The organism is Paenarthrobacter sp. TRD_SC_7, assembly GCF_056156245.1.
This window is the reverse complement of sequence record NZ_CM149587.1, coordinates 4,039,413-4,055,171: the sequence shown is the minus strand read 5'-3', so window position 1 is coordinate 4,055,171 and position 15,759 is coordinate 4,039,413. Positions and strand designations below refer to the sequence as shown.

The window sequence follows — 15,759 nt, the reverse complement described above, 5'->3', positions numbered from 1 at the left end:
AGCCATGAAAACTATTGGAATTATCTTCGGTACACGACCCGAAGCTGTGAAGTTCGCCCCCATCATCCACGCCTTGGCCCAGGACCCCCGTTTCCGCCCGGTCCTGATTTCCACCGGCCAACACCGCGAAATGCTGGACAGCACGTTGGAGGAGTTCGGCATCACTCCTGATGTTGAACTGCGCATCATGAAAGAACAGCAGACCCTCTCCCAGGTGACCCATCGGATCCTGGAAGGACTCTGCTCAGGGGACCACATGGAGGGCCTTGACGCCGTCATGGTCCACGGCGACACCGCCACCACCCTTGCCGGTGCCTTGGCTGCACTGCACCGTTCCGTGCCCATCATCCACGTCGAAGCCGGGTTGCGGAGCGGGAACAATTACTCACCGTTCCCTGAGGAAGTTAACCGGAAGCTCGTGGCACAGATCGCTGCCCTGCACTTGGCACCAACGCCTGGAAACAGCGCGAACCTGATCCGTGAGGGCGTCCGGGAACACTCGATCGTGATCACCGGGAACACGATCGTTGATGCCCTGCAGTGGGGAATGAACAACCTTCGCGGCTACGGGGAACCGTCGTTGTCAGATCTCGATGACGACCCCCGGAAGGTGATCCTCTCCACGACGCACCGGCGTGAAAGCCACGGCCGGCCCATGCGGGAGATCGCCGCGGCACTGGCGGACATTGCCCGACGCCGGGAAGACGTCCGAATCGTTGTTCCACTGCACCTGAACCCGAAAGTACGCGAAGTCATGGTCCCCGTCCTGACCGGCATCCCCAACGTGGATATGGTTGACCCGCTCCCGTACCTGAGCTTCTGCAGACTCCTGCAGCGCAGTGACCTGATCCTTTCGGACAGCTCAGGGGCCGAAGAAGAAGGCCCTGCCCTGGGCAAGCCGACCCTCGTGTTGCGCGAAATCACCGAGCGCAGCGAATCGATCCTGACCGGAAGTTCGCGCCTGGTCAGCCGAAACCGGGGCCAGATCGTCCACGAAGTCGAACGTCTCCTCGATGACCCGAACGCCTATATGGAGATGGCAACCGCCATCAACCCCTACGGTGACGGCAAAGCCACCGAGCGGACCGTTGCTGCCGTCGCCCATTACTTCCGGCTGGGCCCGGCCGCCATGCCGTTCGTTCCAGGCGCGGACTTTGTACCGACACCGACACGAACAGCGGCATGACCAGAATGCCGTTGGGCCTGCTCGCCCTGGCCGTAGGTGGGTTCGGGATCGGCCTCACAGAGTTCGTCATCCTTGGACTGTTGCCGGAAGTAGCGGCGGACTTCGCCGTCAGCATCCCGGTCGCCGGGCACTTGGTTTCCGGCTACGCCCTCAGCGTCGCCGTCGGAGGGGTCCTTGTCACTGCAGCGACGGCGGCCCTTCGCCCCAAGCGCGTTCTATGCGCCTTGATGGTGCTTTTCATTCTGGGAAACCTGCTTTCAGCGGTGGCCGGCGACTACGGCACCATGTTCGCGGGCCGGGTCGTGGCTGCGTTGTGCCACGGGGCGTTCTTCGGGATCGGTGCCGTTCTTGCATCAAAACTGGTCACCCCCGACCGCAAGGCCCGGGCCATCTCCATCATGTTCGCCGGGCTGACCATCGCAAACGTCCTCGGTGTTCCAATGGGCACGTTCCTGGGCCAGCAGCTCGGATGGAGGTCCACCTTTTGGGCGATCACCATCGTGGGGGTTATCGCCCTGGTAGGGCTGATCGCCTACGTACCGGCCCAAGACGCCGCCGAACGGGGACCAGGGCAGCTACGTCGTGAACTGGGGGCATTCACCTCCGGACAAGTCTGGCTGTCCATCCTGGTCACCGTCTTCGGATTCGGGGCCATGTTCGGCGCCTTCACCTACATCGCACCGATGCTCACCGACTTGGCCGGCATGCCGGCAGGGGCGGTGCCGTGGATGCTGGTCATATTCGGCGCCGGGCTGTTCACCGGGAACATTATCGGTGGCAAGGCTGCCGACGGGAACCTGGACAAGTCCTTGCTGGTGCTCCTGTCGACCCTGACCGTCGTACTGCTGGTCTTCACCATCACCGTTCATAACCCATGGGCAGCAGCGGTTACCTTGTTCCTCCTCGGGGCAGTCGGTTTCGCCGCCGTCCCCGGCATGCAGACCCGCGTACTGTCCTTCGCCCACAGGGCACCAACTTTGGCCTCCGGGGTCAACATCTCCGCGTTCAACCTCGGCAACGCCATCGGCGCCTACCTCGGTGGAACAACCATCGCCGCCGGGCTTGGACTGTCCTCACCCATCTGGGTCGGGGCAGGACTCGCCCTCATCGCGGTAGCACTCATGGCCGCAGCTTCGCTGAAGCTGCGCCGAACCAACACCTCCCACTCCGGCACGCCGGAAAGCCCATCACCGGCACTCACACGAAAGGTACTCTCATGAGCTCACCCACAGTCGGCAAGACCATGCCAAGCCTGGACGTCACCGAACCGGCCTTCGGAACCGAGACGGTCACCGACTTCCTCCGCGACGGCTACTGGCTCGAAGCTGCAGACATTGACGGCGACGGCAAACCCGACCTCGTCGGCTACGGCCTCAAAGTCGGTGAAATCTACTGGTACAAGAACCCCACCTGGGAAAAGAAGCTGGTGCTCGACAAGATCAAAGAACCCGTCGGCATGGACTTCGGTGACATCACCGGCGACGGCACCGCGGACCTGGTCGTTTGCTACCAGCTCTACGGTCCCGGCGGGACGATCCATCACGCCGACCCCGAAGGTGGCAAAATCGACTGGCTGGAAAACCCCGGCAACCCTTCCGAAGCCACTGAAAACTGGAAACGGCACTACGTCGGACGCGCCATCGGCATGCACCGTCTGCGCGTCGGTCACTTCACGCGCACCGACAAAATCCAGATCATCGGATTCCCCATCGTTGCCGTTGAAGACGTCCACGCCGTCCTGCCCGTGGTGCTGTTCACCCCTACCGATGACCCGCGAGCCGAATGGGACAAGGAAATCATCTCCGACTCGGACTTCCGGATGATCCACGGCGTCGCCAAAAAGGGCGGACTGATTCCCGGCTCACCGCTGGATTCCATTCTCATGGCCTCCGATGAAGGCGTCACGTGGCTCTACTACGACCAGGACAACAGCACCTGGGCTTGGGAGCACATTGGTGACGGCGAGGAAAGTCAGTTCGAGAAGACAACGTTCAAAGGCAGTGGAGACGTTGACGGCGGACGCATCGGAGATGACCCCCTTGCCTACGTCGCAGCCATCGAACCTTTCCACGGCAACACCGTGGCCGTGTACGTCCGCAGCGGGGGAGACGCTGAAGCCGCCGGCTGGACCCGGCACCTGCTGGACATTTACGGGGACCCGAACGAAAACGGTGAAGGCCCCGGCCACACCGTCATGTGCCGCGACTTCGACGGTGACGGGGACGACGAATTCCTCATCGGCCTGCGCGGTCCAGAACCCTGGCAGGGCGCCTACTACTACAAGGCCGTGGACCTGGCCAAGGGCCTGTTCCTGAAATGGAAAGTCTCCGGGGAATCCATTGCCCGGATCGTCGCCGGTGACTTCACCGGACGTGGCGTCGAAGATTTCGCCACCATCTCCTACTCCGTCCAGCACTACTTCGTTGCCCCCAAAGCCGAAATCACCCTGCACCCCAACAACACCGTCCAACATGAAGGATCCATCTGATGACCACCACAGAAAAACCCGGTATCGGACGCCGGTTCTTCATGGCCGGTTCCGCCGGCACCATCGCAGCTGCCTCCCTGACGGCTCTGGGAACAGTCAGCGCCCCGCAGGCCCAGGCAGCCAACGGCTCCGCTACGGTGCCAGACGGTTCGGTCATCAAATCGGGGGACTCCCGCTATCTGGACCTTATGACGGGAAACAATCAGCGGTTCGTTTCGAATCCCGACTATGTCCGGCTGATCACCAGCACCAAGGATGCCGAGGACGCCGTCCGCGAAACGGTACGCACCGGCAAAAAGGTCTCGGTTCGAAGCGGTGGGCACTGCTTCGCGGATTTTGTCTGCAACCCTTCCATCCAGGTCATCCTCGACGTGTCCCCGATGAACGCGGTCTACTACGACAAAAAGATGGGCGCGTTTGTTGTCGAGCCAGGGGCGCGGCTGATGAACGTTTACGAAACGCTGTACAAGAACTGGGGCGTCACCGTTCCCGGAGGTATCTGCTACAGCGTCGGTGCCGGCGGCCACATCGCTGGCGGCGGCTACGGCCTGCTCTCACGCTCCCACGGTCTGGTCGTGGACCACCTCTACGCCGTCGAAGTCGTCACCCTGGACGCCAACCGTAAAGTCCGCACCGTCATCGCTACCCGTGACGACAAAGGTGAGCTCGGTGACCTGTGGTGGGCACACACCGGCGGGGGAGGCGGGAACTGGGGCATCGTCACCAAATACTGGTTCCGGTCCCCGGGCACGAAAGGAAAGAACCCTTCCGAGCAGCTCGTCAAAGCCCCGTCCACTGTGCTGGTGAGCGCCATCTCCCTCCCGTGGGACCAACTGGACGAAGCAAAGTTCCGGCGCCTCATCACCAACTTCGGAGCCTGGCACGAAAAGTACCGCCAACCCGGCACCGCCGAGTCGCACCTGAGCAGCCTGTTCAACGTCAGCTCGAAAGCTCACGGCAGCTTGGGGATGTTCACCCAGATCGATGCCGCAGCCCCGGACGCCAAGGGCGTCATGGAACGCTATGTGGCGGCGATACTTGACGGGGTCGCCATTACCGCCGAACCCGTGGAAAAGCCCAACGGGGAAATCCCGGCCATGCCGGAATTCTTCAAGACCCGGGAAATCCCCTGGCTGCAAGCCACCCGTCTTGTGGGGACGGACAATCCGGTGATCACCAACCCCACCAGCCGCGGCGCCCACAAGTCCGCATACCTGAACCAGAAATTCACTGATGACCAGATCGCTGTGCTCTACCGCCAGATGAGCCGGCCGGACTTCACCAACCCCAACACTATGCTGGTCCTGTTTTCGTTCGGCGGGCAAGTCAACGCCGTCGCCCCCGACGCCACAGCCAACGTCCAGCGCCAATCAGCCTTCAAATTCTGCCTTCAAACGTTCTGGCCGGAAGCCGCCGATGACGACTTCTACCTTGGCTGGGAACGGGAAACATACGAGGGCATGTTCAAGACCACCGGTGGGGTACCCGTACCCGGCGACCAACTCGATGGATGCTACATCAACTACCCGGACGTTGATGTGGCCAGCACCGAGCACAACAGCTCCGGAGTCGGCTGGCAAACCCTCTACTTCAAAGGCAACTATCCCCGGCTTCAGAGGGCCAAAGCCAGCTGGGACCCAACCAACTACTTCACCCACAGCCTCGGCATTGAACTCCCGGCAGGAAGTGCCTCATGACCGCCCCAGTCCCGGAAGCCACCACCGCGCATCCCCGGCTCAGTAAGCTCCCATCCCTGACCGGGCTTCGGTTCTTCGCCGCCCTGCTGGTGTTCTTCTTCCACATCACCTTGTCCAACTCACCCATCCCACCGAACGACCCCATCAACCCCTTCGCCGATACGGAACTTGGATCCACCCTTGAATGGCTGGTCAGCAAAGCAGGGTACGTCGGAGTGTCATTCTTCTTCGTTCTCAGCGGGTTCCTGCTTGCCTGGGCATCCAAGCCGGGCGAACCGAAGCGACAATTCTGGCGCCGACGGCTACTGAAGATCTTCCCCAACCACCTGGTGATGTGGGTGCTGTCGATGATCCTGTTCGCCGCCGCCATCAACCCGCCCCTTGGATGGATCAGCAACCTCTTCCTGGTGAACTCGTTCATCCCTGACGCCTCCGTCTACGTCGCGGTGAACCCGCCCTCATGGACCCTGAACAGCGAACTGCTCTTCTACATGCTGTTCCCGCTGCTGATGGTCCCGATCAGAAAGATCCCCGGCAACCGGCTCTGGGCTTGGGCCTGGATCACGGTCGCAGCCATGATCGCCGTACAGTTGGTCACCACGTACCTGATCCCTGCCACCCCCGTCTCGGCCCTGACTCCGATCTCCGAGGCGCAGTTCTGGTTCGGGTACATCTTCCCGCCCGCCAGGCTGTTCGAATTCATCCTGGGCTCCCTCCTGGCCCGAATTGTCTTGTCCGGCCGCTGGATTCCTTTGAAGATGTGGCACACCCTCATCCTCTGCGTGGCAGGCTACGCTGCGGCCATGGTCGTCCCGTTCGTATACTCCTTCAACGTGGCCACCATCATTCCGGTCGCGGCGATCATCTGCACCGTCGCAACCCGCGACATCGCCGGCCACACCGGGTTCCTAGGTTCCGAACCCATGGTCTGGTTGGGAAACATCTCCTTCGGCTTCTACCTGTGCCAGGGAGTCGTGATCTTCTACGGCCGCATCCTGCTAGGCAACGAGGTGTACCCGACACCCATTGCCTGGCTGGTGGTCGCCGGCTTCTTCGTGGCCACGTTGTTGGGTGGATGGGCCCTATACGCTCTCGTGGAAAAGCCCGTCATGGACCGGTGGGCCCGGCCGCGGTCCAAACTGGTTCAGCGAGAACCGGACCAAGCCACCGTTACCGTGGGTTAGACAAAGAAGTTAAGAAGGCCCGTTCTGAATGGATCGGGCCTTCTTTGCGCCGTCAGTACTGGAGACTCGAACGGGTCGAGAACAGCGAGACCGCCTCCGTCAGCATGGTGTAGGCGAGCTGAGCCATCACGGAGATGTCGCTCATCCCTGCCGTGAGACGTACCTCCGAGACGCCCTTGGCGACTTCACGCAAGAACTGCCGATGCAGGACATCCAAGGTTGCCCATTCCCGTCCATGTGCCATTCCACTGCACATTCGCCAGCCAAGCTCCCCGATATTGTCCCCGTCACACCACATCTCCTTGTCGACAGTTTTCGCGATCGAACTAAACGAAGGAGTCCCTCCCAGAACCCGGGAACGGTCGAGACCACATTGCACGATAAGCGATTCCATCCAGGCACTTCGGGACTTCGCGGGCGGTTCGTCGACACAGGAGGCCATGGTGGTCTGATCGCGGTCGTCTGCCCGGCAAGCCAGCACATGGCGGGTGATCCGTTCATTGCGCTGTTCAGGTTTCAATAACCAGAGCGCATGGATGGCGCCTTCGAGGCTCCCGCGGAGCAGGGTGAAGGGGGCATACGTGTGCAACGCGTTGGCGAGTTGAAGTGATGCCCGCAGGGAGTGGAGATGGTCAATGGAGACCAAAAGATTACGCGACACCGCATGCGAGAGAGGGAAGGGGGCGGTCTTTTTATCGTCACCGCCCAAGGACGAACGAGAACCCACAGCTGGCAGCTTGATGGCTCCGTCAACGTAGAACTCGTCGATCGCGGCGAAGATTTTGGACAGTTCGGCTCCTGCGCGGTAGGCCTCATCAGGGGTTTCGCTGCGCCCCTCGGACCATGACTCCTGATCCGTAACGACCATGTCTGCCCCTCCCAAGTATCGGACGACGAGCCGTCCTGATATAGGGGACCACACAAACTGCCCGCCGACCTATTCGATAGGACGGCGGGCAGTTTGGACCCGAACCCTGCATACGCGGGTTGTTTGAGTGCTGCCGCTACTTGGCTGGGACGTGTTGAGCTTCGCTGGCCACTCCTGTGTCGCTGGACGTCAGCAGCTGCAGTGCTTCGGCCGCCGGGGTCCCAGGGTCAGCGGTATACATCAGGATCCGGTGGCCGGACTCATCGGGCGGGGTCAGGACCTCGAAGTTCAGCTCAAGATCGCCCACCTCCGGGTGGTGCATGTACTTCAGCCCCGACATGCAGTTCTCCACCGGGTGCCGCGCCCACAAATTAGCGAACTCTTCGCTGTTCATGGTCAGCTCACCGACCAGCGAAGCGAGTTCCGGGTCATCAGTGGCGCGACCGGCGACCAAACGTAACGAGGACACCGCGCGTGTGGCCTCCTCAAGCCATCGCGTGTATAGCTCACGTGTATGACGGTCCAGGAACAACAGCTTCGTCATGTTCGGCCGCGCCGAAGGCGTTTCCGGGGAAGTGAAATCCAGATGACCAGCAACAAGCCGATGACCGATCCGGTTCCAGGCCAGTACTTCGCTGCGGCGCCCCAAAACGACTGCCGGTGTGTTGGACATTGACTGGATCAATCGCAGGGTACCCGGCCTGACCTTGTCGGGCTTAGTCAGCGTCCGCCGTTTGGTCGTGCCGGGCCGGGCGAGGTTGAACAGATGTGCGCGCTCGTCCGTATTCAGGTTCAGAGCCCGGGCGATGGCATCGATGACCGCCTCTGAGGCATTGTTGCTCAGGCCCTGCTCTAGACGGGTGTAGTAGGTGTTGCTGACGCCGGCGAGCATGGCGAGCTCTTCCCGGCGGAGGCCCGGTACACGGCGGATACCGTAGTTGAGAAGGCCGACGTCCTCGGGCTGTAAGGCAGCTCTTCGGACGCGAAGGAACTCCCCAAGTTCACTTAGATTACTCATGCGCCCCATTCTGCCTGTCTTCTCCGGCACTGTCCTGTCCCTGCCAGTGACACCCTAAACGTCAAGACGCATACGTACATGTGACAAGACAACAGCAGCGAAGCAGGCTAGGGGCTTTCCCGCCTGTCACTGCCAGTGGTAGGCAAGAGGGGGTGTGGTTGATCCCCGGACATTCCGTGACTGTGGAGTGTGAAGATGCCGCCAAAGGGCGGCCACCCCTCCAGAGAAGGATCGCCGTCATGACCACCCAACCGGATGTCACCACAGGACCCGGAGTCCCACCCTCGACCGAATCGCTACCGACACCTGCTCCCGCGGGACGCATGACGGGCCGGCAGCGACTGGCACTCATTGTCCTGCTCACAGCGAGTTTTACCCTCGCTGTTGATTTCTCCATCCTCAACGTAGCCCTCCCGGCCATAGGCACCGACGTGGGCTTCAGCCTGGAGAACCTTCAGTGGATTGCGACGTCATTCGCACTGTGCGCAGCGGGCCTGACGCTGCTGTTCGGACGTGTCGCCGATATTGCCGGCCGCCGCAAGATGTTCATCATCGGCATGGCCCTGCTCGGCGCGGCGTCGCTTGCCGGCGGTTTGGCCGCCGACCCGGCCTTGTTGCTTATCGCTCGCGTGGGCCAAGGCGTCGCTACGGCCATTGTCGTTCCCGCTGCCTTGTCCCTGTTGCTGGCATCCTTCCCGGAAGGCCCGTTGCGCGATAAGGCACTGGGCCTTAATGGATCACTGATGGCCGCGGGCTTTACGACCGGCGCTATCCTGGGCGGACTCCTGACAGACCTGCTGAGCTGGCGGTGGGCGTTCTTCATCAACGTTCCCGTAGCCATCGCAGTACTGGTTATCGCCCCCATCGTCCTTGCCGAGAGCAAACCCACCTCGAAGTTGAAGTTGGACGTCCCGGGTGCCATCACCGTAACCCTGGGCCTTCTGGCCCTTGTCTTCGGTTTGACGAACGCCGCCGAGCACTCCTGGACCAACCCCCTTACTTTGGGCTCCCTCGCGGCAGCCGTTGTGCTCTTTGTTGCTTTCGTCGCTGTCGAACGCCGGGCAAGCTCGCCGTTGGTGCCCCTGGAGATTCTGAAGCGCTCCACGGTCGCGTGGGGCAACATCGCCGGCATTCTGGCCTTCGTCACTGAAACATCGCTGGTGTTCCTGTTGACCCTGTACCTGCAGCAAGTTCTCGGTTACACCCCGCTCGGCGCCGGTCTGGCCTTCGCAGTCCTTGGCCTCGGCACGGTACTCGGTGGCGTCCTCGGACCCAAGGTGATCGGAAAGATCGGTAACAAGAAGGCCATCGTCTACGGATTCATAGTCCAGGCTATTGCGACCGGCGCCCTCGTCGTGCTCAGTGCAGACCCTGCCTCCATCGGTCTGCTGCTGGTCGCCACCTTCATTGGTGGTGTAGCCAACCTTGTCGTCATCGTCGGATTCATGGTTACCGCTACCTCCGGGCTGCCTGATGAAGAACAAGGCCTGGCCACGGGACTGGCAACCATGAGCCAGCAGATCGGCATCACCATGGGCATCCCCATCATGAGTGCCATCTTCACAGCCCAAATCCTCAGCATCGGGAACAACGAGGCCCCGGCCGTCCTCAGCGGTGTCACAACCGCCATCTGGGTCAACGCGGGCCTTTGCCTGCTCACCGCACTGGTTGTAGGCCTGTTCCTGCGCAAACCCGCGATGGCCGCCAACTAAGCCCTACAAGCAGAAGCCCTGCACGACGGCTGCGGGGGAGGGGTTCTTCCAAGGACCCCTCCCCCGGTCGCGGAGCAGGAGCACATGAAACACGGAGCAGAACAACGAAGAGTTCACCGATATTAGGAGACGACATTATTTCAAGGCAAGACTGATTCCTTCCTGCAGGAACGGAAGGCATCCGTTCACCCGGAGGTTGAAGTCCTGGCCATCGGGGCGTGCTCCGGATCCGTAGGGGAACTGTGGCAGGGCCCAGCCTGGTCGGGCAGCGCAGACGAAGTCGCACTGGTCACCCTGCACGGCCCCAACCAAAGCATCGCCTACGCGAGTAACGCTCCCGATGCGTCCGAAGACGTTGAGCGCGCCGCCGAAGACCACCTCCGCATCCAGGCCGAGCAGTTCTTCTATGAGGTTACGGCGGTGCCCAGCAAGGCAATTGGGTTGCGGTACTTGAGCGACATACCTCGTGGGAAGGGCATGGCGAGTTCCACCGCGGACATTGTTGCTGTGATCAGATGCTTGGCCAAGCTTCACGGGATGCCGCCGTCCGACGAGTTGATCCGCGAAATTTTGCGGCGCATTGAGCGTTCCGACCCGATATTTCACAACTATCACTCGGTGTATTTCAGCGGCCTTCAACGAGAGTACCGACGGTTCGCGACCCGGATCGGGTTCTACGCCTATTGGAGCTTCGGAAGTCAGGATACCGATACCAAACGCTTTGACCGGAACCTGCTGTTGGACGCATACAGCCGGCACCGACAGGACTACCAAGCCTCCCTGACCAATCTTATCGACGCCATGGACACCGGGAACGCTTCCGCGGTGGCGGCCGAATCGACAGTAAGTGCCCGGCTGGCTCAAAGCTATCTGCCATCGGCGACCGTTGAGAACCTGCTTGAGAACTACCAGTCACTGGGGGCGTTGGGCGTCCTTCGTGGCCATACAGGAACTGTTGCCGGACTGCTCTTTGGCGAGCGGCCACGCCCGGAGCTCGCGGTGTCAATCAAGAGAATATTCTCTCTGAACTCCATGGAACCTTACGAAGGAAACGTTGGACTATGCTGACCCACCCCGCAGATTTCCTTGCAAAAACATCGCTCCTTACGGTCCGGCCCGGATTCCACATCTTGCGGTTCGAATCGATGAAGGTGGCTTCCGCGCTCACAACCGTTCGTAAGCTGCTGGCCGAGGGCCGTGTGGATAAGAACTCGATCCTGGTCGATAGTTCAAGCGGGATCTACGCCGTGGCCCTGGCCATGGCAGCACATAAGTTTGGGCTTCGATGCAAGATTTTCGCTTCAACCACGGTCGATACGGTCACTCAGGCACAACTGAAGTCCCTCGGCGCAGACGTTGAAAGTGTGCCACCGTCGGCATCCTTGAAGCTCGATCAGGGCGAGCGGGTTCGGCGCGTGCAGGCCTATATCGCGGCCACTGACGATGCCTACTGGATGAGGCAATATCATGATCCTCTTCACTACGACGGGTATGCAGAGATTGCCGGGGGCCTGGAGCTTCCTGAACATCCGGAGGTTCTCCACCTCATCGGGAGTGTCGGCTCAGGAGCCTCAACAAAAGGTCTCTCACTTGGTCTTGAGCAACGGCACAGTGTCATCACGCACGGCATTCAGCCGTTCGGATCTGTCACCTTCTCATCCGAACACGTCAACGATCCTGACATGATCATCGCCGGCATCGGCAGCGCCATTCACTTCGACAACGTGGACCGGGAGCTCTATCAGTCCATTGATTGGCTTAGTTTCGGGCTGGCGGCAACGGCAACTGCACGGATGTGTCAGCAGATAGGACTGTTCGCCGGCCTGTCTTCTGGCTGCGCCTACATGGTTGCCGACAAAATGATCTACCCGCATCTGAACGACGGCGAATCGTTGATCATGATCGCACCCGATACGGGCCACAGGTATGCACAAGCCATTTTGCCGTATCTAACGAATCCAGAGATTCAATACGACGAACTGACGCCCCTGTCTGTACGGCGCCGTGACGATTTGGAACTGCCGTGGAGCCGACTTGATCGGACCCAAGTGTCTATGAAGGATTGGAATGAATTCTAAAATTATCGTTGCCCTCGAGGCGATGACGGTCAACCTGGACCTCCTTGACGCTGCGGTCAGGCGGCGCGGACACCATCTCGTAGTACTCGCAGGGGAGCCATCCATGTACCTGCCTGATGGTCAGGAGGTCGACCTGCGCCAATGCGATACCTCAAACGAAGCAGCAGTCCGGGCGACGATTGACGAGTTGAGCGGCGAACTGATCGGCTTGCTGAGCCCCACCGACACCTGGGGGATCCAGGCCGTCGCATTGTGCGAGGAACTCGGCCTGCCCCACTTGACCTCCTCAGCCAAGCTCGAAAAGCTTCGAGACAAGCAATGGGTCCGACGGACTACAGATACAGCCTTGGGCAGGATTCACGACCGGTCACCGGAGTCCCCGCACATCCTTAAGCCACGGAAAGGAACCGGGTCTCAGAACATCGAGTTGTTCACAAGTCTTGGTGCACTTTACGAGTTCGTCGAGAACCAAGGACTCAACCTCGATGAGTGGGTGATCGAGCCATACTTCATGGGACCGGTCTTCAGCGCTGAAACCTATACCCGCAATGGTGAAACTACCCTCCTCGGAGTAACCAATCGGATCATGTCGCCCGAACCTCTGTTCGTTGAACTGGTCAAGACGTTCCCGCACCTCCACGGAACACCCTGGGAGGCCGACGCTGAAGTCTGGGTCAGGGAGGTTCTTCGGGGCGTTGAATTCGAGGACGGGTTCGCACACATCGAGTTCTGTGAAACCCGAAACGGGCTGGAGCTCATCGAGATCAATGCCCGGATGCCCGGCGCACTCATTGGCCCGGCCATTGAGCAGACAACAGGAATCGACATTTACGACATCCTGATCGCCGATGCCCTAGGCGAAGAACCAACCCCGATTGTTCGGAACATACAAGGCGGCCATTCTCATGTAAGTGTCTACGCGGAGAACGTCGGGACCCTCACGGCCATCGACGGGGCAGAGAGCCTTAGCGATTTGCCCGGTGATGTCGGATGGCTGCCTGCCAAGGCCATTGGGGCACAGATCACTCATGTGGGGGACTACAAGTCGAGGATCGGCAATATCTTTGCGACCGCGGTTGAACCGAGTCTCGCACAGGATTATGCGATGGCTGCCAGCCGTCTCCTCAAGGTCACGGTGTCCGGTGACTAGCACGGTTCCATCTTCACCGGCCAAGATCCCGACATCGTCATGGGCGCTGCTGGTCTTAATCGTTGTTTCGGGCATCACAACCTTTATGTTCTTGCCGTTGCTCACACTGGAACTCGTTCAACGAGGGCTAGGTATTGCGAGCGTTGGAATTCTTGTCGGCTCCATGACCGGCTCGGGTCAGATAGCTTCGGTCTTCCTGGGGTTCCTTGTAGCAAGGTTTGGCTCGAAAACCATGGCCCTGTGTGGACTGGTGATCAGAGCGGCCGGCTTGTCGGTGTTTCTGTTCCGTGAGGACTTCACCAGCTACCTTGTCGGGAGCATCGTTGCCGGCATCGGTTCCACCAGCGTGTCTCTTGGAATCAAAACCGAGCTGCTTGCTGTGGCTGGATCCCGAAAGCTGATTTCGCTTAGGTCTGCAGCGGTTAACTCCGGGGCCCTGCTGGGGCCGGCAATCGGTGCGGTTCTGTTTCAGCTAACCGGATTCAACACCATCATTGCTGCTTCTCTGATCAGCTACCTCATCATGGGCGTTGTGGTCGCTTTCCTGCGCTTCGAATCTTCCGGAGGCACGCTGGAAGGCAAAGGCAAACACTCAGAGCCCGGTGAAGGCGGTCCGTTGTTCTCGGAGAAAACCCGGAAGCCCATCCTCGTGCTCCTGACACTTGTAGCCGCCTACTGGTTCGCTTATTCGCAGTGGAATGTCCTCATGCCGCTGACAGCACAGCAAGCCTTCGGTACAGATCAAGCCTCCTCCTGGTTCTACATCGCCAACGCGGCTCTGATACTTGGGTTCCAGTACCTCCTGCTGGTGCATCTGCTGGGACGGCTGAAGTCAGCCCGCATTCTCCTCCTGGGCTTCGGGAGCCTGTTCGCCGGTTTCCTCGTACTGGCACTCGGCTGGACGGCCCCTGCGGTCATCGCCTACGTGGTGTTCTTCACGCTCGGTGAAACTTTGGTCAGCCCAACACTTGATGAAACCGCCTCAAGGCTCTCCTTGGGACACAAAAGACTGGGAAAGCTGTTCGGTCTCGTCGGGACTATCTCGGGTGCGGCTTCCGTTGCGGGTGGGGCCCTGACCGGTTGGATCCTGAGCGCTGCAGGAGCCACTGGCCTTGCCAGTACGGTCGGCCTGCTCGCCGGCTTCATCGGCATATTGCTCTCAATACGGGGTCTCCGGAAGAAAGGACCGACCATGACAACGACTATCTACATTCCCTTCCCGCGGGGAGTGGTCCTGGAAGCTGCGCAAAAAATCGAAGGACTCCAGCTGATTCCAGTGGTTTCCGCCAAGGACGCGGGGGATGAGTACGGGGATATGAGGGTTCTCAAGGTCAGCGACCCCCTGGACGCCATCGAGGTTGCCCGGGCCTTGCTCGATGAACCTGACGACGGTTCACGACGGATCGTCCTGGCTTTCGGAGACCAGTCCACCGAAGTAGCGAGCATGGTCAACGCTGCCCTTGGCTGGGGCATCGCAGGATACCTTGACTTCCAGACCCTTGAGGCTTTCCGTAACAAGTCCAGGCTGCGCAAGGCACTGGGTAAAGACAACCCAATGAATCTGCCCTTCGCAGAGGTCAGCGACGCGGAAGAAGTAATTCGTTTCGTCCAAATGCTTGGAACGCAAGCCATTCTCAAACCGACCGATGGCAGCGGGAGCCGCAACATTCTTACGCTGTCCCCCTCGACAGTGGTGCAGGACTTATCCGAGCAGGACCACTCCTGGATTGAACAAGGCGGGATTGTCGAGGCGATGGCCATCGGGCCGGAATTCTCAGTCGAAGCCCTCAGCTGGAAGGGGGAACACTCGGTACTGGGCATCACCCGAAAGTTCACCAGCGGGACCCCCCACTTCATTGAGACAGGACATCAGTTCCCTGCGGACATCCCCGCGGAGCTCAGGACTGCCCTGGAAACAGCGACCAAGCAAGTGCTCGATGCTGCCGGACATCAAAGCGGTTTATCGCACACGGAATTCATCGCAGATACAAGCGGGGTCAAGCTCATTGAGTCCCATGGGCGTCCTGGTGGTGACAGGATTTCGGACCTGGTTGGCCTGGCCACGGGCCGGTCATCCTTCCACCTCTGGTTTGAAACTCTGTTGTCCGAGACCCTCGCTACCGTCCCCGAGACAACAGCCACCGCGGGCGTCGAATTTCTGAATCTGACTGGACTCAACGCTACGGACGAGGAATGGATTTCGGCGATGCGCGAAGTACCGGGCGTAGTCGAAGCGTCTGTGCTCCTGGACGAACCACGTCGGGGGAGCATCGTGTCCTCAAGTAGCCGGCACAGTCTCGTCGTGTTCCGCAGCGATCCGGAAAGTCACGACGAAACGCGCAACACCATTCGAGCCACCAACTTAGAACTCACGTAAG

The 15,759-nt window shown here is 60.3% G+C and carries 13 protein-coding genes; 10 read left to right on the top strand and 3 right to left on the bottom strand.

Annotated elements, in window-relative coordinates:
• Positions 1–4 precede the first annotated feature (4 nt).
• From wecB to AC0J5Z_RS19295, 5 genes are read left to right on the top strand one after another with little or no spacing between them, the layout of a single operon-like run.
• Positions 5–1,186, top strand: coding sequence for a non-hydrolyzing UDP-N-acetylglucosamine 2-epimerase (gene wecB / locus AC0J5Z_RS19315; protein ID WP_475035610.1), 1,182 nt, complete (start codon positions 5–7; stop codon positions 1,184–1,186).
• 5 nt (positions 1,187–1,191) lie between these two features.
• The gene (locus AC0J5Z_RS19310) at positions 1,192–2,406 is read left to right on the top strand and encodes an MFS transporter (protein WP_475039795.1); all 1,215 of its coding nucleotides are present in this window, start codon (positions 1,192–1,194) and stop codon (positions 2,404–2,406) included.
• The gene (locus AC0J5Z_RS19305) at positions 2,403–3,674 is read left to right on the top strand and encodes an FG-GAP repeat domain-containing protein (RefSeq protein ID WP_475035608.1); all 1,272 of its coding nucleotides are present in this window, start codon (positions 2,403–2,405) and stop codon (positions 3,672–3,674) included. The genes AC0J5Z_RS19310 and AC0J5Z_RS19305 overlap by 4 nt, the downstream gene beginning before the upstream one ends.
• Positions 3,674–5,371 (top strand): FAD-binding oxidoreductase, encoded by a 1,698-nt coding sequence (locus AC0J5Z_RS19300; protein WP_475035606.1) that lies wholly within the window; start codon positions 3,674–3,676, stop codon positions 5,369–5,371. The genes AC0J5Z_RS19305 and AC0J5Z_RS19300 overlap by 1 nt, the downstream gene beginning before the upstream one ends.
• Complete coding sequence (locus tag AC0J5Z_RS19295) at positions 5,368–6,555, top strand: acyltransferase family protein (RefSeq protein WP_475035604.1); 1,188 nt, start codon at positions 5,368–5,370, stop codon at positions 6,553–6,555. The genes AC0J5Z_RS19300 and AC0J5Z_RS19295 overlap by 4 nt, the downstream gene beginning before the upstream one ends.
• Positions 6,556–6,607: 52 nt before the next feature.
• Here the strand turns inward: AC0J5Z_RS19295 and AC0J5Z_RS19290 are convergent, their stop codons facing one another.
• Both AC0J5Z_RS19290 and AC0J5Z_RS19285 read right to left on the bottom strand, forming a co-directional pair.
• A complete protein-coding gene (locus AC0J5Z_RS19290; RefSeq protein ID WP_475035602.1) occupies positions 6,608–7,423 on the bottom strand; it encodes a hypothetical protein in 816 nt (271 codons plus the stop codon).
• A gap of 136 nt (positions 7,424–7,559) precedes the next feature.
• Complete coding sequence (locus AC0J5Z_RS19285) at positions 7,560–8,441, bottom strand: helix-turn-helix transcriptional regulator (RefSeq protein ID WP_475035600.1); 882 nt, start codon at positions 8,439–8,441, stop codon at positions 7,560–7,562.
• Positions 8,442–8,764: 323 nt separating this feature from the next.
• On the opposite strand from AC0J5Z_RS19285, the gene AC0J5Z_RS19280 reads away from it, so the two are divergent.
• Positions 8,765–10,153: an MFS transporter gene (locus AC0J5Z_RS19280; protein ID WP_475039793.1), complete on the top strand. Its 1,389-nt coding sequence runs from the start codon at positions 8,765–8,767 to the stop codon at positions 10,151–10,153.
• A 135-nt stretch (positions 10,154–10,288) separates the two neighbouring features.
• Here AC0J5Z_RS19280 and AC0J5Z_RS19275 read toward each other — a convergent pair whose 3' ends face one another.
• Positions 10,289–10,531: a hypothetical protein gene (locus AC0J5Z_RS19275; protein ID WP_475035598.1), complete on the bottom strand. Its 243-nt coding sequence runs from the start codon at positions 10,529–10,531 to the stop codon at positions 10,289–10,291.
• Between the two features lie 42 nt (positions 10,532–10,573).
• Here AC0J5Z_RS19275 and AC0J5Z_RS19270 point away from each other — a divergent pair, with 42 nt between their 5' ends.
• The 4 genes from AC0J5Z_RS19270 to AC0J5Z_RS19255 are packed head-to-tail and all read left to right on the top strand — an operon-like array spanning position 10,574 to position 15,758.
• Complete coding sequence (locus AC0J5Z_RS19270) at positions 10,574–11,221, top strand: GHMP family kinase ATP-binding protein (protein WP_475035596.1); 648 nt, start codon at positions 10,574–10,576, stop codon at positions 11,219–11,221.
• Positions 11,215–12,231: a pyridoxal-phosphate dependent enzyme gene (locus AC0J5Z_RS19265; RefSeq protein ID WP_475035594.1), complete on the top strand. Its 1,017-nt coding sequence runs from the start codon at positions 11,215–11,217 to the stop codon at positions 12,229–12,231. Before AC0J5Z_RS19270 ends, AC0J5Z_RS19265 begins: the two co-directional genes overlap by 7 nt.
• Positions 12,221–13,381 (top strand): ATP-grasp domain-containing protein, encoded by a 1,161-nt coding sequence (locus AC0J5Z_RS19260; protein WP_475035592.1) that lies wholly within the window; start codon positions 12,221–12,223, stop codon positions 13,379–13,381. The genes AC0J5Z_RS19265 and AC0J5Z_RS19260 overlap by 11 nt, the downstream gene beginning before the upstream one ends.
• Positions 13,374–15,758 (top strand): MFS transporter, encoded by a 2,385-nt coding sequence (locus AC0J5Z_RS19255; protein ID WP_475035590.1) that lies wholly within the window; start codon positions 13,374–13,376, stop codon positions 15,756–15,758. Before AC0J5Z_RS19260 ends, AC0J5Z_RS19255 begins: the two co-directional genes overlap by 8 nt.
• Position 15,759: the final 1 nt, after the last annotated feature.